The 20,331-nt window shown below is 72.0% G+C and carries 21 protein-coding genes; 5 read left to right on the forward strand and 16 right to left on the reverse strand.

Translation table 11 applies throughout. The annotated features are described in order from the left end of the window. Positions 1 to 15: 15 nt before the first annotated feature. Positions 16 to 324, forward strand: a complete 309-nt coding sequence (locus BLS43_RS12445) for an antibiotic biosynthesis monooxygenase family protein (protein ID WP_093083080.1) — start codon at positions 16 to 18, stop codon at positions 322 to 324. Beyond that, the gene (locus BLS43_RS12450) at positions 321 to 1,121 is read left to right on the forward strand and encodes an SIR2 family NAD-dependent protein deacylase (protein ID WP_425438542.1); all 801 of its coding nucleotides are present in this window, start codon (positions 321 to 323) and stop codon (positions 1,119 to 1,121) included. Before BLS43_RS12445 ends, BLS43_RS12450 begins: the two co-directional genes overlap by 4 nt. Before the next feature lie 39 nt (positions 1,122 to 1,160). Here BLS43_RS12450 and BLS43_RS12455 read toward each other — a convergent pair whose 3' ends face one another. Both BLS43_RS12455 and exaC read right to left on the reverse strand, forming a co-directional pair. Further along, on the reverse strand, positions 1,161 to 1,532 hold the full coding sequence (locus BLS43_RS12455) for a DUF779 domain-containing protein (RefSeq protein WP_093083088.1): 372 nt from the start codon (positions 1,530 to 1,532) through the stop codon (positions 1,161 to 1,163). Further along, a complete protein-coding gene (exaC, locus tag BLS43_RS12460) occupies positions 1,532 to 3,055 on the reverse strand; it encodes an acetaldehyde dehydrogenase ExaC (RefSeq protein WP_093083093.1) in 1,524 nt (507 codons plus the stop codon). Before exaC ends, BLS43_RS12455 begins: the two co-directional genes overlap by 1 nt. A gap of 165 nt (positions 3,056 to 3,220) precedes the next feature. Between exaC and BLS43_RS12465 the strand changes: the two genes are divergently transcribed. Next, complete coding sequence (locus BLS43_RS12465) at positions 3,221 to 4,585, forward strand: GAF domain-containing protein (RefSeq protein WP_093083097.1); 1,365 nt, start codon at positions 3,221 to 3,223, stop codon at positions 4,583 to 4,585. A gap of 11 nt (positions 4,586 to 4,596) precedes the next feature. Here BLS43_RS12465 and BLS43_RS12470 read toward each other — a convergent pair whose 3' ends face one another. From BLS43_RS12470 to BLS43_RS12480, 3 genes are read right to left on the reverse strand one after another with little or no spacing between them, the layout of a single operon-like run. Beyond that, positions 4,597 to 5,586, reverse strand: coding sequence for a YihY/virulence factor BrkB family protein (locus tag BLS43_RS12470; protein WP_093083102.1), 990 nt, complete (start codon positions 5,584 to 5,586; stop codon positions 4,597 to 4,599). Further along, positions 5,583 to 6,083: an FKBP-type peptidyl-prolyl cis-trans isomerase gene (locus BLS43_RS12475; protein ID WP_093083107.1), complete on the reverse strand. Its 501-nt coding sequence runs from the start codon at positions 6,081 to 6,083 to the stop codon at positions 5,583 to 5,585. The genes BLS43_RS12470 and BLS43_RS12475 overlap by 4 nt, the downstream gene beginning before the upstream one ends. A 49-nt stretch (positions 6,084 to 6,132) precedes the next feature. Then, complete coding sequence (locus tag BLS43_RS12480; protein WP_093083113.1) at positions 6,133 to 7,263, reverse strand: amidohydrolase family protein; 1,131 nt, start codon at positions 7,261 to 7,263, stop codon at positions 6,133 to 6,135. Between the two features lie 35 nt (positions 7,264 to 7,298). Here BLS43_RS12480 and BLS43_RS12485 point away from each other — a divergent pair, with 35 nt between their 5' ends. Continuing rightward, positions 7,299 to 7,469, forward strand: coding sequence for a hypothetical protein (locus BLS43_RS12485; protein WP_176921295.1), 171 nt, complete (start codon positions 7,299 to 7,301; stop codon positions 7,467 to 7,469). 12 nt (positions 7,470 to 7,481) lie between these two features. Here BLS43_RS12485 and BLS43_RS12490 read toward each other — a convergent pair whose 3' ends face one another. The 4 genes from BLS43_RS12490 to lysS all read right to left on the reverse strand — a co-directional run bounded on the left by BLS43_RS12490 (position 7,482) and on the right by lysS (position 13,074). Next, on the reverse strand, positions 7,482 to 10,046 hold the full coding sequence (locus tag BLS43_RS12490) for an ATP-dependent Clp protease ATP-binding subunit (protein WP_093083122.1): 2,565 nt from the start codon (positions 10,044 to 10,046) through the stop codon (positions 7,482 to 7,484). 222 nt (positions 10,047 to 10,268) lie between these two features. After that, positions 10,269 to 11,078: a siderophore-interacting protein gene (locus BLS43_RS12495; RefSeq protein ID WP_093083125.1), complete on the reverse strand. Its 810-nt coding sequence runs from the start codon at positions 11,076 to 11,078 to the stop codon at positions 10,269 to 10,271. Between the two features lie 90 nt (positions 11,079 to 11,168). Then, entirely contained in the window at positions 11,169 to 11,519 is a 351-nt protein-coding gene (locus BLS43_RS12500; RefSeq protein ID WP_093083563.1) for a histone-like nucleoid-structuring protein Lsr2, read from the reverse strand. Between the two features lie 97 nt (positions 11,520 to 11,616). After that, positions 11,617 to 13,074, reverse strand: a complete 1,458-nt coding sequence (gene lysS, locus BLS43_RS12505) for a lysine--tRNA ligase (protein ID WP_093083128.1) — start codon at positions 13,072 to 13,074, stop codon at positions 11,617 to 11,619. A gap of 148 nt (positions 13,075 to 13,222) precedes the next feature. Here lysS and BLS43_RS12510 point away from each other — a divergent pair, with 148 nt between their 5' ends. Further along, positions 13,223 to 13,948, forward strand: a complete 726-nt coding sequence (locus BLS43_RS12510; protein ID WP_245707457.1) for a class I SAM-dependent methyltransferase — start codon at positions 13,223 to 13,225, stop codon at positions 13,946 to 13,948. Here BLS43_RS12510 and BLS43_RS12515 read toward each other — a convergent pair. The 7 genes from BLS43_RS12515 to folK form a co-directional block, all read right to left on the reverse strand. Further along, positions 13,864 to 14,691 (reverse strand): type III pantothenate kinase, encoded by an 828-nt coding sequence (locus tag BLS43_RS12515; RefSeq protein WP_093083131.1) that lies wholly within the window; start codon positions 14,689 to 14,691, stop codon positions 13,864 to 13,866. The two genes, BLS43_RS12510 and BLS43_RS12515, sit on opposite strands and share 85 nt — an antisense overlap. 2 nt (positions 14,692 to 14,693) lie before the next feature. Then, positions 14,694 to 15,101 carry an aspartate 1-decarboxylase gene (panD, locus tag BLS43_RS12520; RefSeq protein WP_093083134.1) on the reverse strand — a complete coding sequence of 136 codons (408 nt, stop codon included), beginning with the start codon at positions 15,099 to 15,101 and terminating at the stop codon, positions 14,694 to 14,696. A gap of 13 nt (positions 15,102 to 15,114) precedes the next feature. Then, positions 15,115 to 15,987: a pantoate--beta-alanine ligase gene (gene panC, locus BLS43_RS30505; RefSeq protein WP_218129802.1), complete on the reverse strand. Its 873-nt coding sequence runs from the start codon at positions 15,985 to 15,987 to the stop codon at positions 15,115 to 15,117. Continuing rightward, positions 15,984 to 16,877 carry a Rossmann-like and DUF2520 domain-containing protein gene (locus tag BLS43_RS30510; protein ID WP_218129803.1) on the reverse strand — a complete coding sequence of 298 codons (894 nt, stop codon included), beginning with the start codon at positions 16,875 to 16,877 and terminating at the stop codon, positions 15,984 to 15,986. Before BLS43_RS30510 ends, panC begins: the two co-directional genes overlap by 4 nt. 979 nt (positions 16,878 to 17,856) lie before the next feature. Then, positions 17,857 to 19,314, reverse strand: coding sequence for a PrsW family glutamic-type intramembrane protease (locus BLS43_RS12530; RefSeq protein ID WP_143030020.1), 1,458 nt, complete (start codon positions 19,312 to 19,314; stop codon positions 17,857 to 17,859). A 9-nt stretch (positions 19,315 to 19,323) separates the two neighbouring features. Next, the gene (locus tag BLS43_RS12535) at positions 19,324 to 19,794 is read right to left on the reverse strand and encodes a DUF3180 domain-containing protein (RefSeq protein ID WP_093083137.1); all 471 of its coding nucleotides are present in this window, start codon (positions 19,792 to 19,794) and stop codon (positions 19,324 to 19,326) included. After that, complete coding sequence (folK, locus tag BLS43_RS12540) at positions 19,791 to 20,297, reverse strand: 2-amino-4-hydroxy-6-hydroxymethyldihydropteridine diphosphokinase (RefSeq protein ID WP_093083140.1); 507 nt, start codon at positions 20,295 to 20,297, stop codon at positions 19,791 to 19,793. Before folK ends, BLS43_RS12535 begins: the two co-directional genes overlap by 4 nt. Between the last annotated feature and the right edge of the window lie 34 nt (positions 20,298 to 20,331).

Consider the following 20,331-nt stretch of genomic DNA (forward strand, 5'->3'; position numbering starts at 1 on the left):
TGGAACAATAGCGCCATGGCCGTCGTGAAGATCAACGCAATCCATGTGCCCGAGAACGCGGGCCCCGAGCTGGAGAAGCGGTTCGCCGCCCGCAAGCACGCGGTGGACAGCCAGCCCGGTTTCCTCGGCTTCCAGCTCCTGCGCCCGGTCAAGGGCGACACCCGCTACTTCGTCGTCACCACCTGGGAGTCGGACGAGGCGTTCGAGGCCTGGCGCAGCGGACCCGCCGTCGAGGCGCACGCGGGCTCCCGCGCGCCCGACGCGGGCGGCAAGCCGGTCGCGTCCGGCGCGGACCTGCTCGAGTTCGAGGTCGTGGATCTCTGAGTCTCGACACCGCCGCCGCGCACCTGCGTGCGGCCGGCGCCCTGCTGATCTGCGCGGGCGCCGGCATGGGCGTCGACTCGGGGCTGCCGGACTTCCGCGGCACCGAGGGGTTCTGGCGCGCCTACCCGCCGTACGAGCGCCTCGGGCTGCGGTTCGAGGAGCTCGCCGATCCCGTCCACTTCGCGGACGACCCGGCGCTGGCCTGGGGCTTCTACGGGCACCGGCTCGCGCTGTACCGGAAGACGGTGCCGCACGCGGGGTTCGAGATCCTGCGCCGGTGGGCCGAGCGCTACCCGACGTGGGTGTTCACCAGCAACGTCGACGGGCAGTTCCAGGTCGCCGGCTTCGACCGCGTCGCGGAGGTGCACGGCTCCATCCACCACCTGCAGTGCCTGCGGGGTTGCGGGCAGGAGATCTGGCCCGCGGGCGAGGTGCCCGAGATCGACCCGGAGACGATGCGGGCGGTCGACCCGCTCCCCGCCTGTCCGAGCTGCGGGGCGTTGGCCAGGCCGAACATCCTGATGTTCGGGGACTGGGAGTGGGATCCGGCGCGTTCGGGCCCCGATCTGCAGCGGCTCCACGAATGGATCCGCGGGCACCGGCGCGAGCTCGCCGTCGTCGAGATCGGGGCGGGCACCGCCGTGCCCACCGTGCGCCGCGAGGCCGAGCTGGCCAGCGCGGCGTCCGGCAGGCTGGTGCGGATCAACGTCCGCGAGCCCCAGGTCCGGGACCCGCGCGGCGTCGGGATCGCGCAGGGGGCCGAGTCCACCCTCCGAGAACTCGACACCCTCCTGTGAGTGGCGATGGTCGCCATGGCGACCATCGCCACTCACGGGTCACCCGAGCTGCGCGTACTCCTCGTCGGTGAAGATGCGGCTGCGGATCAGGAACCGGACGCCCTCCGGCGCCTCGACCGAGAACCCGCTCCCGCGACCCTTCACCACGTCGACGGTGAGGTGGGTGTGCTTCCAGTACTGGTACTGCGAGGCGGACATGTAGAAGCCGATCGGCTTCGCCAGGCCCTCGACGGTCAGGTCGCCCAGGTGGACGTCCTGACCGCCGATCGTGAAGTCCCCGTCCGGGTAGCACATGGGCGCGCTGCCGTCGCAGCACCCGCCGGACTGGTGGAACATCAGCGGGCCGTGGATGTCCGTGAGCTTCCGGAGGAGCTCCTCCGCGGCCTCGGTCAGTGCGACCCGCTCGACCATCAGAAGAAGCCCTGGGCATTCTGCGAGTAGCTGACCAGCAGGTTCTTCGTCTGCTGGTAGTGGTCCAGCATCATCTTGTGGTTCTCGCGCCCGATGCCGGACTGCTTGTAGCCGCCGAAGGCCGCGTGGGCCGGGTAGGCGTGGTAGTTGTTCACCCACACCCGGCCCGCCTGGATGTCCCGCCCGGCGCGGTAGGCCACGCTCCCGTCGCGGGACCAGACGCCGGCGCCGAGGCCGTAGAGGGTGTCGTTGGCGATCTTCAGGGCGTCGTCGTAGTCCTCGAACCGCGCCACCGAGACGACCGGTCCGAAGATCTCCTCCTGGAAGACCCGCATCGCGTTGTTGCCCTCGAGGACCGTCGGGTTGATGTAGTACCCGCCGGACAGCTCGCCGCCGAGGTCGGCCCGGTCGCCACCGGTGAGGACCTTCGCGCCCTCCTGGCGGCCGATGTCGATGTAGCTCAGGATCTTCTCGAACTGGTCGTTCGACGCCTGGGCACCGATCATCGTGTCGGTGTCGAGCGGGTGCCCCTGCTTGATCTGCTCGGTCCGCTTGACCGCCTGCTGCAGGAACTCCTCGTAGATGCCGCCCTGGATCAGCGCGCGGCTCGGGCAGGTGCAGACCTCGCCCTGGTTGAGCGCGAACATCGCGAAGCCCTCGAGCGCCTTGTCGTAGAAGGCGTCGTTGGCCTGGGCGACGTCGTTGAAGAAGATGTTCGGGCTCTTGCCGCCGAGCTCCAGGGTGACCGGGATCAGGTTCTCCGAGGCGTACTGGGAGATCAGGCGACCGGTCGTGGTCTCACCGGTGAAGGCGATCTTGCGGATGCGATTGCTGGAGGCCAGCGGCTTGCCCGCCTCGACGCCGAACCCGTTGACGATGTTGAGGACACCCGGGGGCAGCAGGTCGGCGACCGTCTCGAGCAGCACGTGGATCGACGCCGGGGTCTGCTCCGCGGGCTTGAGGACGACCGCGTTGCCCGCCGCGAGGGCGGGTGCGAGCTTCCAGATCGCCATCAGGATCGGGAAGTTCCACGGGATGATCTGACCGACCACGCCCAGCGGCTCGTGGAAGTGGTAGGCGACGGTGTCCTCGTCGATCTGCGAGATGCTGCCCTCCTGGGCGCGCACCGCGCCCGCGAAGTACCGCAGGTGGTCGATCGCGAGGGGGATGTCCGCGGCGAGGGTCTCGCGGACCGCCTTGCCGTTCTCCCAGGACTCGGCGACGGCGATCTTCTCGAGGTTGGCCTCGATGCGGTCGGCCATCTTGTTGAGGATGTTGGCGCGCTCGGTGACGGAGGTCTTGCCCCAGGCGGGCGCGGCGGCGTGGGCCGCGTCGAGCGCCTTCTCGACGTCCTCGGCGGTGCCGCGCGCGACCTCGGTGAACGCCTGGCCCGTGATGGGCGTGGGGTTCTCGAAGTACTGCCCCTTCACCGGTGCCACGTACTCGCCACCGATGTAGTGGTCGTAGCGCGGCTTGAACGTGACGACGCTGTCCGGCTGTCCGGGGTTGGCGTACTTGGCCATGTCCGTCCTTCCACATCTTTGGGTCCAGCTCGTGACGATGCACAGTAGGAAGGGAGGGGTTGCAGCCGCGTTGCACGCAGATGCGGACCCCTCCATTCGGATAGTCCGAACAGGCGGAGCAGAGTCAGGGTTGCCTGGCCTAGTAGATCGGAGGACGATCACGAGGTGACCGACGGCGTCCGGGACCTGGTCTCCGCATCGTGGCGGCGGTCGGTGGCGGCCGACGTCGATCCCGAGCGCGGGCTCCCACCGCTCGTGTACGCCCGGCGGGAGGTCGCCGAGCTGCGCGCCGGGCACCCGCTCGCCGAGGCGTTCCCGCTGCTCCAGGAGACCCTCGTCCGGATCGCCGACGAGGCCGAGCACATGATGGTCGTGACGGATGCGCAGGGGCTGGTCCTGTGGCGCGAGGGACACCGGACGGTGCTGCACCGCGCGGAGGACGCCGGGCTCGTCGAGGGCACCCGCTGGAGCGAGGAGACCATCGGCACCAACGCCGTGGGCACCGCGCTGGCCGAGGACCGGGCCCTGCAGATCCACGCCGGTGAGCACCACGTGCGGGCCTACCACTACTGGACCTGCGCGGCGGCGCCCATCCACTCCCCCGACACCGGCGAGGTGATCGGGATCGTGGACGTGACCGGCCCCGCCACCGGCTTCCACCCGACGACGTTGGCGCTGGTCAACGCCGCCGCGAAGCTCGCCGAGAAGCACCTGGAGGCGCGTGCCGCGCTGCGCGACGAACGGCTGCTCAGCCGCAACCTCCCCCACCTGCTCGGACTGGGGGACCAGGCCGGGGCGTTGTTGAGCCCCCACGGCCGCGTCCTCGCCGCACAGCCGGACGGCTGGCTGCGTGAGCCGGTGGACCTCGGCCCGGCCCCGACGGACGGGATGCGGGTGGCGCTCGGGCCGCTCGGGGAGGGCGTCGTCGAGCAGCTGGCCGAGGGGTACCTGCTGCGGCTGCGCCGCGCCGCACCCCGGCGCGCCTCGCTCGCCCTGCGCTTCCTCGGCGGCGACCGGCCGCACGGCCGGCTCGACGGCCGCCGCATCCGGCTGTCGCTGCGCCACGCCGAGCTGCTCACGCTGCTCGTCCTGCATCCGGACGGGCTCACCGCCGACGGGCTCGCCACCCTGCTCTACGGGGACACCGGGAAGGCGGTCACGATCCGCGCCGAGATGCACCGCCTGCGCCTGCAGCTCACGCCCGGCCTGGTCCGCACCCAGCCCTACCGGCTCGACGCCGCCGTGGAGGCGGACTTCCAGACGGTGCGCGAGGCGCTGCGGGCGGGTCGGGTGCGCGACGCCGCCGCCCTGCACCGCGGCGAGCTCCTGCCCGCCTCGGAGGCCCCCGCGGTGCGCGAGGAGCGAGACTCCCTCGCCGTCGCGGTGCGCTCGGCGGTCCTGCGCAGCGCGGACGTCGAGGCGCTCGGCAGCTACCGGCGCTCCGAGCCGGGTCGGCTCGACACCGAGGCCCGGGAGCGGCTGGACGCCCTGCTCCCGCCCGATGACGCGCGGCGACCACCCCCGGGCTGACCCGCGGCCGGTCAGCGGCCTGCCGGGCCGGGGTCCTCGTCGAGGTGGTCGGGGATGCCGTCGTCGTCGGTGTCCGGGAGGCGCGGGTCGCCCTGGCCCGCACGGACCGCCTCCAGCTGCGCCGCGAGGGCCACGCCCGCGAGCAGCGCGATGCCCGTGACGTTCGCCCAGAGCAGCAACGCCATCACCGCGGTGAGCGGGCCGTAGGTCTCGTCGAAGTTCGCGCCGAGCACCACGTAGGCGGCCAGCAGGCCGGAGCCCGCCAACCAGGCGAGGACCGTGACCGCCGCACCCACCGCGAGCCAGCTCAGGCCCGGCTGGCGGCGGCGCGGGGCGAACCGGAGCAGGGCCGTGACCGCGACGACGAGCGCGAGCAGACCGACCGGCCACCGCAGGACGTCCCAGAACTCCTCGGCGACGTCCCCCCAGCGGTAGACCTGCTCCATCGCCTCCCCGAACGGCTCCCCCGCGACGATCAGCAGCAGCCCCACCGCCATCGCGACGCCCGCCGTGGCGGTGAGCAGCGCCGCGCGGCCGTACTTCTGCAGCGCCGGGCGGTCCCGCTCGGTGCCGTAGATGCGGTTCGCCCCGCGCTCGAGCTGGGCGAACGCGCTCGTCGCCGCGGCGAAGGCGGTCCCCAACGCCGCGATCACGACGATCAGGCCACGCCGCCGGTCCCCCTCGACCGCCCGCCCGACGAGCTCGTCGCTCGTCCCGGGCGAGACGGCCACGACGGTCCGGGCGACCACCTCGGCGAAGGACTCGACGCCGAGGGCGGTGGCCAGCCCGGCGCCCGCGATGACGAGCGGCACCGCGGCGAGCGCGAGCTGCAGGGCGAAGGCGCGGGCGTGGGAGAAGCCGTCGCCGTACCGGAACCGGACGAACCCCGTGCCCAGCAGGTGCCGCAGGCCGTAGCGGCGGACGGTGTGCCAGGCGTCGTCCGCCGAGAGGGCCTCGCCGGACATCAGCTCGGTCTCGGGGACCGCCCGGACCGAGCTCATGACACCTGGACGGCGTCCACGACGAAGACGAGGGTCTCGTTGGGCGCGATACCGCGGCCGCCCGGCCCGTACGCCTTGTCCGGCGGGATGACCAGCAGCCTGCGGCCGCCCTCGCGCATGCCGACCACACCCTCGTTCCAGCCGTCGATGACCGGGGCGTCCCCCACGTTCTCCAGGGGGAAGGTCTCGCCGCGGAACCAGGAGGCGTCGAGCTCTCGCTTGTCCGACCAGGTGACGAGGTCGTACTGGGTCTGCACGGTGGAGCCGAGGACGACCTCGGGACCGCTGCCGACCACGAGGTCCTTGCTCAGGAGCTGCGCGGGCGGGGTGCAGGTGTCCGGCACGGTGATCGTCGGCTTGGTGCCGGGATCCCCCGCCACCCCGATGTCGTCCACCGTGCAGACGGGGCGAGGTGCGGGTGCCGCGGCGGGCTGGGGCGCCGGGGAGGAACAGGCCGCCAGAACGACGAGCAGGCCGAGGACGGCGAGGGAGCGCATGGAGCCGACCTTAGAGACGCCTCCACCCCGCGTCGTGCCGGGCTCGACCTCAGACCGTCGCGAGGAGCGCGTCCACCCGGGCCTCGAGGGCGTCGATCGGGTGCACGTGCCCGGCGCGCACCACGACGGAGACCGTGTCGAGGTTCTCGACCGACTGCAGCGGGTCGGCGGTGAGCAGGAGGAGGTCCGCGTCGGCTCCCGGGACGATGCGGCCCATCGTGTCCCCGCGGCCGAGGTACTCGGCCGGCGCCGTGGTGGTGCTGCGGAGCACCTCGAGTGGGCTCAGGCCCGCCCGACCGAGCTCCCGGAACTCCTCGTGGATCGAGCGCGCGACACCGCGGCCGCTGGTGTCGGTACCGCTCATGATCCGCGTGCCGGCCGCGGCGATCCGACCGACCGTCTGCACGCAGCGCTCGTAGTACTCGTGCAGCACGTCCCGGTCGGCCTGCGGGGCCGCCCCGAACGCCTCGACGTCCGCCTGCTGACGTTCGCGCTGGTCGGCGGGCATGCGCCGCAGCCAGGGATCGTCCTGGAACTCCGGACCGTCGGTGCGGTACTTGCCGCGCAGCCCGACGAGGGTCGGGCGGTGCCAGACACCGTTGTCCGCGAAGGAGCGGCCCAGCGCGTCGGTGCGCTCCTCGGAGTAGGTCTCGAACGCCCGTCGGAGCAGGGCGATCTGCGCCTCGTCCGTGGTGCCCGTGGCGGGGCCGAGGAAGTTCTCCTTCAGGAACGCGTCGAAGAAGTCGACCGCGAACGGCAGGCGGGCCACCCACGCCGGGAACGGCAGGCCGGTCGGCTCCTGCGCCCACAGCGCCCGCGACTCCGACGACAGGGTCGGGAACACGCTCTGGCCCGTGCCGAGGTGCTCGATCGAGTCGAGGCCCGCCGCGGCCGCCTCCTCGATGGGGACGCCCGGTGGCAGGTGACCCGCGATCCGCAGCCCGCGCCGGTGGGCCTCGTCCACCGCGGCGAAGAAGACCCCCGGCTCCGTGAGGATCATCTTGATGAAGTCCGCGCCCTGGTCCCACTGCCGGGCGATCTCCTCGCGGACGCCCTCGACCGAGGACGCGGTAAAGGGCAGCAGCAGGTCGCCGGGCATCGCGAGCAGCCGCGGGGTGTACTCGTCGCGGCCGAGGCGCTGCTGCGCGCGGTCGGCGAGCAGCTCGGGCGACCCCTCCATCCCAGGTGGGGGCGGCCGAGTTCGAGACACTCCTGGTGGCGGCGCTGGGGGCCATCCGGGCGGTCGTCGAGCGCGCGGCCGACTGGACGCCGACGGAGACCGCCGCGAACGCCGAGATCCTCGCCCCCGCCGTCACCCGGCTGTTGGGCCTGCCCGAGAACGCCGGACGGCCCGGACCCCGAGCGGGGTCCGGGCCGTCCGGATGAGCGGTCAGCCGATCAGGCGGACTCCTCCGAGGAGGTGCTGCCACCGGCCGCGATGTCGACCGGCGGGGCGTCCGGCACCGAGACCGACGGGCGCGGCTCACCCCGGAAGGTGAAGGTCGCCTTGTCGTCGTGCGCCGGGGAGCCCTCGGGCACCGACTCGTCGATGCCCTCGACGTCCACGATCACGATCTGCCCGGCCTCGATCTCGCCGAACAGGATCTTCTCCGACAGCTGGTCCTCGATCTCGCGCTGGATGGTCCGGCGCAGCGGCCGGGCGCCCAGCACGGGGTCGAACCCGCGGCGGGCCAGCAGACCCTTCGCGGCCTCCGTGAGCTCGATGGCCATGTCCTTGTTAGCCAGGGCCTTCTCCACCCGCGTGATCATCAGGTCGACCATGGAGATGATCTGCGGCTGGGTGAGCTGGTGGAAGACGATGATGTCGTCGATGCGGTTCAGGAACTCCGGGCGGAAGTGCTTCTTCAGCTCGTCGTTGACCTTGACCTTCATGCGCTCGTAGTTCGACTGCTCGTCGTTGCTCTGCGCGAAGCCGAGCCCGACGGCCTTCGAGATGTCCTGGGTGCCCAGGTTCGAGGTGAAGATCAGCACCGTGTTCTTGAAGTCCACCGTGCGGCCCTGGCCGTCCGTCAGGCGGCCGTCCTCCAGGACCTGCAGGAGCGTGTTGTAGATCTCCTGGTGGGCCTTCTCGATCTCGTCGAACAGCACGACCGAGAACGGCTTGCGGCGCACCTTCTCGGTGAGCTGGCCGCCCTCCTCGTAGCCCACGTACCCGGGAGGGGCACCGAAGAGCCGCGAGGCGGTGTAGCGGTCGTGGAACTCGCCCATGTCGATCTGGATGAGCGCGTCGTCCTCGCCGAACAGGAAGTTCGCGAGCGCCTTGGACAGCTCGGTCTTACCGACACCGGACGGGCCGGCGAAGATGAACGAGCCGGACGGGCGCTTCGGGTCCTTGAGGCCTGCCCGCGTGCGCCGGATCGCCTGCGCGACCGACTTGACGGCCTCCTCCTGCCCGATGATCCGCTTGTGGAGCTCGTCCTCCATCTTGAGCAGCCGAGTCGTCTCCTCCTCGGTCAGCTTGAAGACGGGGATGCCGGTCCAGTTCGCCAGGACCTCGGCGATCTGCTCGTCGTCGACCTCGGCCACGACGTCCAGGTCACCGGACTTCCACTGCTTCTCGCGCTCCGACTTCTGCCCGAGCAGCTGCTTCTCGGAGTCCCGCAGGTGCGCGGCGCGCTCGAAGTCCTGCGCGTCGATCGCGGACTCCTTGTCCCGGCGGACGTTCGCGATCTTCTCGTCGAACTCCCGCAGGTCCGGCGGCGCGGTCATGCGCTTGATGCGCATGCGGGCGCCCGCCTCGTCGATCAGGTCGATCGCCTTGTCCGGCAGGTAGCGGTCGGAGATGTAGCGGTCCGCCAGCGTGGCCGCGGCGACGAGCGCCGGGTCGGTGATGGTGACCCGGTGGTGCGCCTCGTAGCGGTCGCGGAGGCCCTTGAGGATCTCGATGGTGTGCGTGACGCTCGGCTCGCCCACCTGGATCGGCTGGAAGCGGCGCTCCAGCGCGGGGTCCTTCTCGACGTACTTGCGGTACTCGTCCAGCGTGGTGGCGCCGATGGTCTGCAGCTCACCGCGCGCGAGCATGGGCTTGAGGATCGAGGCGGCGTCGATCGCGCCCTCGGCGGCACCCGCACCCACCAGGGTGTGGATCTCGTCGATGAACAGGATGATGTCCCCGCGGGTGCGGATCTCCTTGAGCACCTTCTTGAGGCGCTCCTCGAAGTCACCGCGGTAGCGGGAGCCCGCGACCAGGGAGCCCAGGTCGAGCGTGTAGAGCTGCTTGTCCTTCAGCGTCTCCGGGACCTCGCCCTTGACGATGCCCTGGGCCAGGCCCTCGACCACGGCGGTCTTGCCGACGCCGGGCTCGCCGATGAGGACGGGGTTGTTCTTCGTCCTCCGGGAGAGGACCTGCATGACCCGCTCGATCTCCTTCTCCCGGCCGATGACCGGGTCCAGCTTGCCCTCGCGGGCCTGCTGGGTGAGGTTGCGACCGAACTGGTCGAGCACGAGAGACGAGGACGGGGTGCCCTCACCGCGGCCGGAGCTGGCCTCGGCGGGCTCCTTGCCCTGGTAGCCGCTCAGCAGCTGCAGCACCTGCTGACGGACGCGGTTGAGATCGGCGCCCAGCTTCACGAGGACCTGGGCTGCGACGCCCTCGCCCTCGCGGATCAGGCCGAGCAGGATGTGCTCGGTGCCGATGTAGTTGTGGCCGAGCTGCAGCGCTTCGCGCAGCGACAGCTCCAGCACCTTCTTCGCGCGAGGCGTGAACGGGATGTGTCCCGACGGTGCCTGCTGGCCCTGGCCGATGATCTCCTCGACCTGCTGCCGCACGCCCTCCAGGGCGATCCCGAGCGACTCGAGCGCCTTGGCGGCCACACCCTCGCCCTCGTGGATCAGGCCAAGGAGGATGTGCTCGGTGCCGATGTAGTTGTGGTTGAGCATCCTGGCCTCTTCCTGGGCCAGAACGACAACACGCCTTGCTCGGTCGGTGAACCTCTCGAACATTCGCACTCCTTGCCTGCTGCGCCCACACATGCGGCGCGTCCAGCATCCTTGTGACACTGCGCCGCGGGCGCCCCTTACCACTGTATCGGTCCTCGGGGTCCGGCCGCCTCCGCCGCGGTGCCACGTAACGGGCACGGTACGCACCCGCACCGACAAAACGGTGTGAGCTGCGCTTCTCTTCCCGGCCGCCTCGCGTTCAGCCCTGGGCGAACGCGCGCACCCTCACCGACCTGCGGCGATCTTCTCCTGCTCGGCCTCCTCGCGCTTGTACACGCGGAAGCCCTCCTCGTCCCGCCCGCGGCGCCAGTAGCCGCTCACCGACAGGTCGTCGCGGGGCACCCCCCGTTCGGTCAGCAGGTGCCTGCGGAGCTCCTTGACCTCCGCGGCCTCGCCGTGGACGAAGGCGTGCACCCGGCCCTCGGGGAAGGCCAGCGCCGCCACCGCTGCGAGGAGCTGCCCGGTGCCGCCCCCGTCCCGGTGCAACCACTGCAACCGCAGGTCACCGGGGGTGTCCAGGGGCTGCTCGTCGGCCTCGCCCGCCACCTGGACGATCGCGTGGACGGGCACGCCCGCCGGGATCCGCTCCAGCGCGGCGGCGATCGCCGGGATGGCGGCCTCGTCCCCCACCAGCAGGTGCCAGTCCGCGGCCGGGTCCGGGGCGTAGGCGCCGCCGGGACCGAGCAGCCGCAGGGTGTCCCCCGGCTGGGCCGCGGCCGCCCAGGGACCCGCCAGTCCGGCGTCCCCGTGGTGGACGAAGTCGATCGTCAGCTCGGCCCGGGCGGGATCGAACGCGCGCACGGTGTACGTGCGCACCCGCGGCTGCTGCTCGCGCGGGAGCTGCTCGCGGACGACGTCCAGATCGAACGGATCCGGGTACTGCACGCCGGGAAGCGGAAACAGAATCTTCACGTAGCGGTCGGTGAACCCGGTCTCGGGGAACGACGCGAGCTCCGGACCGGTCGCGACCACGCGGACCATGTGCGGCGTGAGCCGCTCGGTGCGGGCGACCGTCAATGTGGTGACGCGAGGCATGCCGCCACGGTACGCCGGTAAGGTGATCCTTGGTTGAGCGCTCACCGAAAAGGGCCGACCCGCTCGGGGCCGGCCCTCTCCGGAACGCGCTCAGTTCTCCTGGTGGTAGGCCTCGAGGACCTCGGCCGGGATCCGGCCGCGGTCGGAGACCTTCATCCCGCGCTTGCGGGCCCAGTCCCGGATCGCCTGGTTCTGCTCACGGTCGATGGACGGCTTGCGCGCCGCCGCACCGTTCGTGGACACCGTCGACGCTCGCCGACGGTTCGCCGCCACCTTGCGCGCCGCGCCCACGTAGGACGCCAACGCGTCCCGCAACCTGTCGGCGTTGCCCGCCGACAGGTCGATCTCGTAGCTCTTGCCGTCCAAGCCGAACTCGACGGTCTCGTCGGCCTTCTCGCCGTCCAGATCGTCGATCAGCCGGATCTCTCGGATCTGCGCCACCGCCGCAGCCTCCATAATCTCGGATAATCGTTGACATTCACCTACGGCAGGGCCGCGGTGAAAGACTAACGCGATTACCGAGAGTCTGTCGAGTTGCCTATGACTCCTGCCGCACCAACGGGAAGAGGATCGTCTCCCGGATGCCGGTGCCGGTGAGCGTCATCAACAAGCGGTCCAGGCCCATTCCCATGCCGCCGGTCGGGGGCATTCCGTACTCCATCGCCCGCAGAAAGTCCTCGTCGAGCTGCATGGCCTCGGGATCGCCCTGGGCCGCGAGCAGGGACTGCTCGTACAGGCGCTTGCGCTGCTCGACCGGGTCGACCAGCTCGGAGTAGGCCGTGGCCAGCTCGTGCCCGAACACGATGAGGTCCCAGGCCTCCGCCAGGCGGGGCTCGTCCCGGTGCTGTCGGGTCAGCGGCCGCACCTCGACCGGATAGTCCCGGACGAACGTCGGTTCCTGGAGCGTGTGCTCGACGAGCTTCTCGAACAACTCCAACACGATCTCGCCCGCGCCCCAGGAATCCTTCAGCGCCACGTCGTGGGCGGCCGCGATCTTCCGGAGGTCCTCCGCGGAGGTGTCCACCGTCACCGATTCCCCGACGGCCGCGGCCACCGATTCGTGCAACGTGACCGAGCGCCACTCCCCGCCGAGATCGTGCTCGGACCCGTCGGCGTGACGCACGATGGTGGAGCCGAACACGGCGCGTACACATTCCTGGATCAGTTCACGCGTGAGAATGGCCATGTCGTCGTAGGTCGCATAGGCCTGGTAGGCCTCGATCATGGCGAACTCGGGCGAATGGGTCGAGTCGATGCCCTCGTTGCGGAACACCCGGTTGATCTCGAAAACGCGCTCGATCCCGCCGACCACGGCGCGCTTGAGGAACAGCTCCGGAGCGATCCGCAGGTAGAGGTCGGCGTCGAGCGCGTTCGTGTGGGTGACGAAGGGCCTGGCCGTGGCGCCGCCGTGCAGCAGCTGCAGCATCGGGGTCTCGACCTCGATGTAGTCCCGCGCCTCGAACTCGCGGCGCAGCGTGCGCACGACGGTGGAGCGGGTGCGCACCATCTCCCGGGCCTGCGGCCGCAGGATGAGGTCGACGTAGCGCTGCCGGACCCGGGTCTCCTCGGACAGGTCGCTGTGCGCGTTCGGCAGCGGGCGGACGGCCTTCGACGCCATCTGCCACGAGTCGGCCATGACCGACAGCTCGCCGCGCTTGCTCGCGATCACCTCGCCGCTGACGATCACGTGGTCGCCCCGGTCGACCTGCGCCTTCCAGCGGGCCAGCTCGGCCTCGCCCACCTTCGCCAGGCTGAGCATGGCCTGCAGCTCGGTGCCGTCGCCCTCGACCAGCTTCGCGAAGCAGAGCTTGCCGGTGTTGCGCAGGAACAGCACCCGCCCGACGACGGTCACGACGTCGCCCGTCTCGGCCCCGGGCTCGAGGTCCGGGTACGCCGCGCGCACCTCGGCCAGGCTGTGGGTGCGGGGCACCGAGACGGGATAGGGGTCGAGCCCGGCCTCGAGCATGTCCGCGCGCTTCTTCGAGCGCACCTGCATCTGCTCGGGCAGGTCGTCGACAGGGGTACGCGGCTCGTCACTCACGCCGAACGAGCGTAGTCGGACACGTCCGGCGGTTTCCCCCCGGTACGGGCTCGTGAGTGGTAATCGTCGCCATAGCCGCTATCGCCACTCACGGGGGTCTGCTGTGACCGAACGTCGTCTCGTCTTCGGGTCCGCCGCACAGGACTACGCCGCCCACCGACCCGACTATCCCGCGGCCGCGGTGGAGTGGGCATTGGCCGGGGCGCCCGGGCGCCGCGTGCTCGACCTCGCGGCGGGGACGGGCAAGCTCACGGCGCGACTGCTCGAGCAGGACGTCGTCGCCGTGGAGCCGGACGCCGAGATGCTCGGGATGCTGCGCGCCGCGTTCCCGCAGGTGGAGGCGCTGCGGGGCATCGCGGAGGAGATCCCGCTGCCGGACGCCTCGGTGGACGCCGTGCTCGTCGGGCAGGCGGTGCACTGGTTCGACCCGGAGCGGGCCTGGCCGGAGATCGCCCGGGTGCTGCGGCCGGGCGGCGTCTTCGCGGGCCTCTGGAACTGCGACGACGCCGCCGTCGACTGGGTCCGCGGGCTGCACGAGGCGCTGGCGCACGGCAAGTCCGTCCCCCAGGGCGGGGACGCGGCGGAGCTCGAACCCCGCGGCCCGTTCGGGGCGGTGGAGCGGCGGACGTTCCCCTTCGCGCGGCAGACCACCACCGAGGGCCTGATCGCGACGCTGCGGACACACTCGTGGTCGCTGATCAGCACGGACGCCGAGCGGGAGGCCGCCTTCGCCCGGCTGCGGGCCTACCTCGCGACGCGCCCCGAGACGGCGTCCGGCGGCTTCGCGTTCCCGCTGTTCACGCTGGTGCTGCGGACGTTGCGCTCGTAGGTGAGCTTGAGGCCCTCGAGCGTGATCTCCGGCACGTACTCGGTGATCGTGTCCGAGATGCCCTGCATCAGCGGGGCGAGGCCACCGGTGCCGAGCACGGTGACCGGCCCCGCGCCGGGGCCGAGCTCGGCGATGATCCGCCGGACGAGCCCGTCGACCTGGCCCGCGAAGCCGTAGAGCACGCCGGACTGCAACGCCTCCACGGTGTTCTTGCCGATCACCGACCGGGGCGCCACCAGCTCGACCGGCCGCAGCGCCGCCGCCCGCAGAGCGAGGGCCTCCATCGAGATGTCGATGCCGGGGGCGAGCGCACCGCCAAGGAACTCGCCCTTCGCGGACACCACGTCGATGTTGGTGGAGGTGCCGAAGTCGACGACCACGCAGGCCGTCGCGTGGCGGTGGTGGGCGGCGAGGGTGTTGACGACCCGGTCCGCGCCGACCTCGCGGGGATTGTCGACGAGCAGCGGCACGCCCGTCCGCACCCCGGGCCCGACGATGATCGACGGCGTGGCGCTGCGGTCCAGCATCAGCCGCAGCTCCCGCAGCAGCGACGGCACGGTGGACAGCGCCGAGACCCCGGTGACCCGCGGTGCGTAGTCGCGCAGGAGGGCCCTGATCGCGACCTCCAGCTCGTCCGCGGTGATCTGCGGGTCGGTCCGCATGCGCCAGTCGCGCACGAGCACGTCCCCGTCGTAGACGCCGAGCGCGATCTGGGTGTTGCCGACGTCGATGCAGAGGAGCACGGCTACCGCGAACCGGACAACAGTCCGGAGCCCTCCGGGGCGTGCGCGGGGTCGCTGCCGAGCTCGACGACCTTGTTGTCGCCGTCGACGAACACGACCTTGGGCTCGTAGGTGAGCAGCTCGGCCTCGTCGAGCATCCCGTACGCGATGAGGATGACGAGGTCACCGGGGTGCACGAGGTGCGCGGCGGCCCCGTTGATGCCGATCACGCCGCTGCCGCGGGCGCCGGGGATCACGTAGGTCTCGAGCCGGGCGCCGTTGGTGATGTCGACGATCGCGACCTTCTCACCCTCCAGCAGCCCCGAGGCGTCCATCAGGTCGCGGTCGACCGTCACCGACCCGACGTAGTGCAGGTCGGCCTGGGTCACCGTGGCACGGTGGATCTTGGCGGTCATCATGGTGCGCAGCATCTTCGCTACCTCTCTACAGCTGGACGGCGACGTTGTCGATCAAGCGGGTGGTGCCGAACCGGCCGGCGACGAGCAGGCGGGCCTGCTGCCCGGGCCGAGGGGCGCCGAGGGTCTCGGCGTCTCGCAGTTCCAGGTAGTCGACGGCGAGGTCCGGGTCCTCGGCGAGGACCTTCTCGGCCCGCTCGAGCACGGCGGCGGCGCCGTGGGCGGACACCGCCGCCCCCTCGCGCAGGGCGAGGGACAGGATCACGGCGCGCTCGCGGTCGGCCGCCGAGAGGTAGACGTTGCGGCTGGAGCGGGCCAGCCCGTCCTCCTCCCGCACGGTCGGCACGCCGACGACGTCGAGCGGGAAGTCCAGATCGCGGACCATCTTCGTGACCAGCGCGAGCTGCTGGAAGTCCTTCTGGCCGAAGATCGCGACGTCCGGCCCGACGATGTGGAACAGCTTCGCGACGACCGTGAGCACCCCGTCGAAGTGTCCCGGCCGGGAGCCGCCCTCCAGCTCGGCGCCGAGCGGGCCCGCCGTGATCCGGGTGTCCGAGCCGGGCGGGTACATCGTGTCGACGTCCGGGGTGAAGACGAGCTCGACCCCCTCCTCCCGGCAGGCGTCCAGGTCCGCCTCGAGCGGACGCGGGTAGCGGGAGAGGTCCTCGTTCGCGCCGAACTGCAGCGGGTTCACGAAGATGCTCACCACCGGCACGACGGCACCGGGGACCTGGCGGGCGTGTCGGATCAGCTCGCGGTGGCCCGCGTGCAGGGCGCCCATCGTGGGCACCAGCACGACCTTGCGGCCCGCGCCGCGCAGCGCCCGGGTGACGGCGCGCAGCCGCTCGGGATCACTGTGGACGGTCAAGGTGCCCGTCGCGTAGCCGTTCCTGGTCGTCACCGGGAGTCCTCCAGCGTGGCGCGGACCTCGGCGGCCGCGTGGTCGGGCAGCAGGCCGCCCGCGACGGCGCGGTGCGCGGTGCGGCGGGCGAGCGTGCGGTAGGTGTCGGCGAGCTCCGGGTCCACCCGGTCCAGCTCCGCGAGGTGGGTGCGGACCGTCGCCACGTCCCCGCGGGCGACCGGGCCGGTCAGCGCGCGGTCGCCGTGGCGCAGGGCGTTGTCCAGCGCCGCGGAGAGCAGCGGGGCGATCATCCGGTTCGCCGGCCGGATCCCCGCCTTGTCGAGCAGCTCGGCGCAGTCGTTGACCAGTGTGACCAGGTGGTTCGCGCCGTGGGCCAGCGCGGCGTGGTAGAGCGGGCGAGCCTGCTCCGGCACCCGGACGGGCTCGGCTCCCAGCTCCAGGACCAGCGCCTCGCCGACGCTCCAGGCGGCCTCGTCGTCGGGATGGGCGGTGACGGAGATCGTCGCCCCGGTCAGCCGCTGGACGTCCTCGGGCCGGCCGGTGAACGTCAGGACCGGGTGCAGGGCCAGCGCCAGCACCCCGTGCTCCACGGCCGGGTCGAGCACCGAGACGCCGTGGGAGCCCGCGGTGTGCACGAGGATCTGGCCGGGCCGGAAGGCGCCGGCGGCGGCCAGGCCGCGGACCATGCCGGGGAGCACGTCGTCCGGGACGGCGAGCACGACCAGGTCGGCACGCTGCACGACCTCGTCCGGGGGCAGCAGGGGGACGCCCGGCAGGAGCGACTCGGCCCGATGGACCGACGCCCGGGAGACCCCCGACGTGGCGACGACGCGATGCCCGATCCCGGACAACGCCGCGCCCAGAACGGCACCCACACGGCCGGCGGAGACCACTCCGACGGCCAACCGGGCAGGCCGGCCAGCACTCATCACGCACTCCCGCTCTCGTTCCAGTCCACCAGGGGTACCGGACGATCGTCATCGGCGACGGGCACGAGGGTAGGCCGCGCGACGGCGGGCCGGGAGTCCGCGTGACCCGCTTCACCGAGACGCGGCGATCACACCGCGGTCATCTGAGTGTCACGCGAGATTGGGCGAGAGCCACGGGAGCGCTGCCGTGGGAGCACTCCCGTCACGCTCGGAACGATCTTGCGCGCAGGCGCCCCAGACGGGCGAGCGTCACCGCAGCGCTGCGACGGGAACGCTCCGGTCACGCTCGGAACGATCACCCCACGCGAGTGTCACGGGAGCGCTGCGACGACAGCGCTCCTGTCACCCTCGGAACGATCGCCCTGTGAGCGTCACAGGAGTGTTGCCGCGACGACACTCCTGTCACACCCGGAACGATCACGAGCGCAGCAACCCCACACACGACGGCGTCACACGAGCGCGGCCGCAGATGCGCTCCCGTCACCCTCGGAACGATCACCTCAGGCGAGTGTCACAGGAGCGCTGTGACAGGAACGCTCCTGTCACGCTCGAAACGATCACGCGCCGCCGAACCCACACACGCCGAGCATGACGGGCACGCAGCTGACAAAACGCTCCCCCTCACCCCCGGAACGATCACCTCACGCGAGTGTCACAGGAGCGCTGCGACGGGAACGCACCTGTCACGTTCGGACGAATCTTGCGCGCAGGCACCCCACACGGGCGAGCGTCACCGGAGCGCTGCCGCGGAGCGCTCCCGTCGCCCTCGGAACGATCACTCCACGCGAGTGTCACAGGAGCGCTGCGACGGGAACGCACCTGTCACGCTCGGAACGATCTTGCGCGCAGGTGCCCCACACGGCGAGCGTCACCGGAGCGCTGCCGCGGGAACGCTCCTGTCACGCTCGGAACGATCACCCCACGCGAGTGTCACGGGAGCGCTGCGACGGGAGCGCTCCTGTCACGCTCGGAAGGATCTTCAGGACGCCGGGCCCTGGCGGCGGTCGGGGAGGCCGGGGGCGCCGAAGGTCGGGCCCTGCTGTCCCGGGTACTGCTGCGGCGGGTACTGCTGGCCGGGGTAGGGCTGACCGGGGTAGGGCTGGCCTGGGTGCTGCGGGTACGGCTGGCCTGGGTGCTGCAGGTAGGGCGGTGGGGCGTAGGCCGGGGGTGCGTAGCCGGGGGGTGGGGCCTGCGGCATCGGCGCCGAGATGGTGTGCGGCGCGGGCGGGGCCCAGCCCGGCGGGTGGTCGCCGCCCCAGGCGGCGGTGAGGGCGTCGGGCATGCCGAGGGCGCGGGCGCGCGCCTTCGCCAGCTCGCGCAGCCGCCCGGACAGCAGCTCCTCGGCGCTGTCGCGGACCGCGCCGCGGGCGATCCGCGCGCGCAGGAACGCCAGCTCGGTCACGGCGGACTGGTAGTCGGCGACGGCGCGGGCCGCGTGCGGGCCGGACCGGCGCCTGACCTCGCGGCGCCAGCCCTTGCGCCGGGCCAGGTTCCCCAGCAGCGGCACCTCGCTCCACGCGATCCAGCCCGCCTGCGCGAACGACGGCAGCTGGTCGGCCACCGTCTTGGCCTCGCGGCGCCGCTGCCAGATCACGATGCCCGCCATGGCGAGGAACAGCGGCAGCATCACGAGGATGTAGACCTGGAAGAAGCCGCCCTCGAGGACCGTGGCGGCGCCGTTCCAGACGGCGTGCAGCAGCACGGCCAGCAGGTAGCCGGCGAGCACGGCGAGGATCCGCACCACGACACTGCGCTTGCTCGCCGCGATCCCGGCACCGATGCCGATCATGGAGGTGAAGAGCGGGTGCGCGAAGGGCGAGAGCACCCCGCGCAGGATGAACGTGGCCGCCACCGCGCCCGCGGGGCCCGCCGCGTCGGACTCGGCGAAGGCCCGGCCGAAGTAGAGGATGTTCTCGGTGAAGGCGAACCCGGCGGCGACGATCCCGGCGTAGACGACGCCGTCGACGATCCCGTCGAACTCGCGGCGGCGCCAGACCAGCAGCCCGACCAGGAACAGGCCCTTGACCGCCTCCTCGACGAACGGGGCGATCAGCACCGAGCCCAGGACGTCTCCGGAGCCGCGGCCGAGCAGCGCATCCGCGGCCAGTGCGGCACTGGAGTTGATGAGCAGCGCGGACAGCGCCGCGAAGCAGGCCCCCCAGAGGAAGGCGAACAGCAGCATCCGCGGCGGCTCGGGTTCCCACCGGTCCAGCCACAGGAACGTCGCGACGACGACGCTGACCGGCAGCAGGGCGCACAGCGCCCCGACCAGCACGCCCCCGACCCCGACCGAGCTGCCCACCAGCCCGATCACCACCAGTCCGCAGATGCCGAGCGCCACCAGCCCGACGACGGGCAGCAGCACCCCGCGTCTGCGGGCGGCGTGGGTGTGCCGGGTCTGCTGCGGCGGCGCTCCGGTGGGAACGGGGTAGGCCATGGACGAAGCCTAAGCCGTCCCCCGACCGCGGTGGGTGTCGTCGTGGTCCGACGGCGCCCGGCAGCAGTGCTCCAGCCAGAGCGCACCGCCCACCAGCAGCAGCGCGGACACCAGCCCGACCGCCCCGGCGAGGGTGTCCGCGGCGGCCGCGGTGACCTCGCTCGCCCGGGGCACCGTGTACAGGAGCAGGCCGGTCCACAGACCGCCGACCAGCGCGCCGCCCAGTGCGGACGCCTTGGCCACGAGCACCGCCCGCGCCGCGACCAGCGGCTCGACCGGCTTGCTCCCGGGTCGCCGGTCCACCCGCCCCTTGAGCACCCACCCCGCGACCGCCTCGGCGATCCCCAGCACGGCGAGGGTGGCGCCCGCGGGGGCGGGGAAGCCGGGCAGCGACCCGTAGGACAGCCGGACGAGCAGGTTGCCGACCACCACCGCGGCGACGAACGCCACGACGAGATCACGCGGACGGGTGGCGGTCACGGGTGCAGCACCAGATCGGTGCGGCGCAGGCCCTCGATCTCCGACGGCGGCAGCGCGGCCAGCAGGTCGGCGACCCGGCCGTGCCCGGGCAGCACGGCCTCGGGGTCGAGATCCAGCCAGGGCACCAGGACGCTCGCCCGCTCGGGGGTGCCGGGGTGGGGCAGCAGCAGCTCCGGGTCGTCGCTGGTCACGGGGGTTCCGTCCGCGGAGACGGTGACCACGTCGACGTCGAGCGTCCGGGGACCCCAGCGCACCTCGCGGACCCGTTCGGCGGCCTTCTCCAGCTCCTGCCCGCGGCGCAGCCACCCCCAGTGGTCGACGGCGGGGTCGTCGACCAGGAGGAGCGCGTTGAGGAAGTCCGGCTGCTCGACACCACCCCAGGCGGGGGTCTCGTAGACCGGGGACGCGGCGACGACCGCCGCCCCGAAGCCCTCGACGGCGAGCCGGAGGTACCCGAACCGGTCCCCGAGGTTCGAGCCGAGCGAGAGCACCGCGCGCGTCACTCCGACCCTCCACCCCGGCGAACGGCGCGCTCGC

It is taken from the genome of Pseudonocardia oroxyli (assembly GCF_900102195.1).
Classification (GTDB): domain Bacteria; phylum Actinomycetota; class Actinomycetes; order Mycobacteriales; family Pseudonocardiaceae; genus Pseudonocardia; species Pseudonocardia oroxyli.

Excerpts from the sequence above, each read along its gene's own strand:
- BLS43_RS12490 (WP_093083122.1), bottom strand. The coding sequence starts at position 10,046 with ATGTTCGAGAGGTTCACCGACCGAGCAAGGCGTGTTGTCGTTCTGGCC.
- exaC (WP_093083093.1), bottom strand. The coding sequence starts at position 3,055 with ATGGCCAAGTACGCCAACCCCGGACAGCCGGACAGCGTCGTCACGTTC.
- BLS43_RS12530 (WP_143030020.1), bottom strand. The coding sequence starts at position 19,314 with ATGGCCTACCCCGTTCCCACCGGAGCGCCGCCGCAGCAGACCCGGCAC.
- BLS43_RS12470 (WP_093083102.1), bottom strand. The coding sequence starts at position 5,586 with ATGAGCTCGGTCCGGGCGGTCCCCGAGACCGAGCTGATGTCCGGCGAG.
- BLS43_RS30510 (WP_218129803.1), bottom strand. The coding sequence starts at position 16,877 with ATGAGTGCTGGCCGGCCTGCCCGGTTGGCCGTCGGAGTGGTCTCCGCC.
- BLS43_RS12495 (WP_093083125.1), bottom strand. The coding sequence starts at position 11,078 with ATGCCTCGCGTCACCACATTGACGGTCGCCCGCACCGAGCGGCTCACG.
- BLS43_RS12445 (WP_093083080.1), top strand. The coding sequence starts at position 16 with ATGGCCGTCGTGAAGATCAACGCAATCCATGTGCCCGAGAACGCGGGC.
- lysS (WP_093083128.1), bottom strand. The coding sequence starts at position 13,074 with ATGCAGGTGCGCTCGAAGAAGCGCGCGGACATGCTCGAGGCCGGGCTC.
- BLS43_RS12475 (WP_093083107.1), bottom strand. The coding sequence starts at position 6,083 with ATGCGCTCCCTCGCCGTCCTCGGCCTGCTCGTCGTTCTGGCGGCCTGT.
- BLS43_RS12480 (WP_093083113.1), bottom strand. The coding sequence starts at position 7,263 with ATGGAGGGGTCGCCCGAGCTGCTCGCCGACCGCGCGCAGCAGCGCCTC.
- panD (WP_093083134.1), bottom strand. The coding sequence starts at position 15,101 with ATGCTGCGCACCATGATGACCGCCAAGATCCACCGTGCCACGGTGACC.
- BLS43_RS12455 (WP_093083088.1), bottom strand. The coding sequence starts at position 1,532 with ATGGTCGAGCGGGTCGCACTGACCGAGGCCGCGGAGGAGCTCCTCCGG.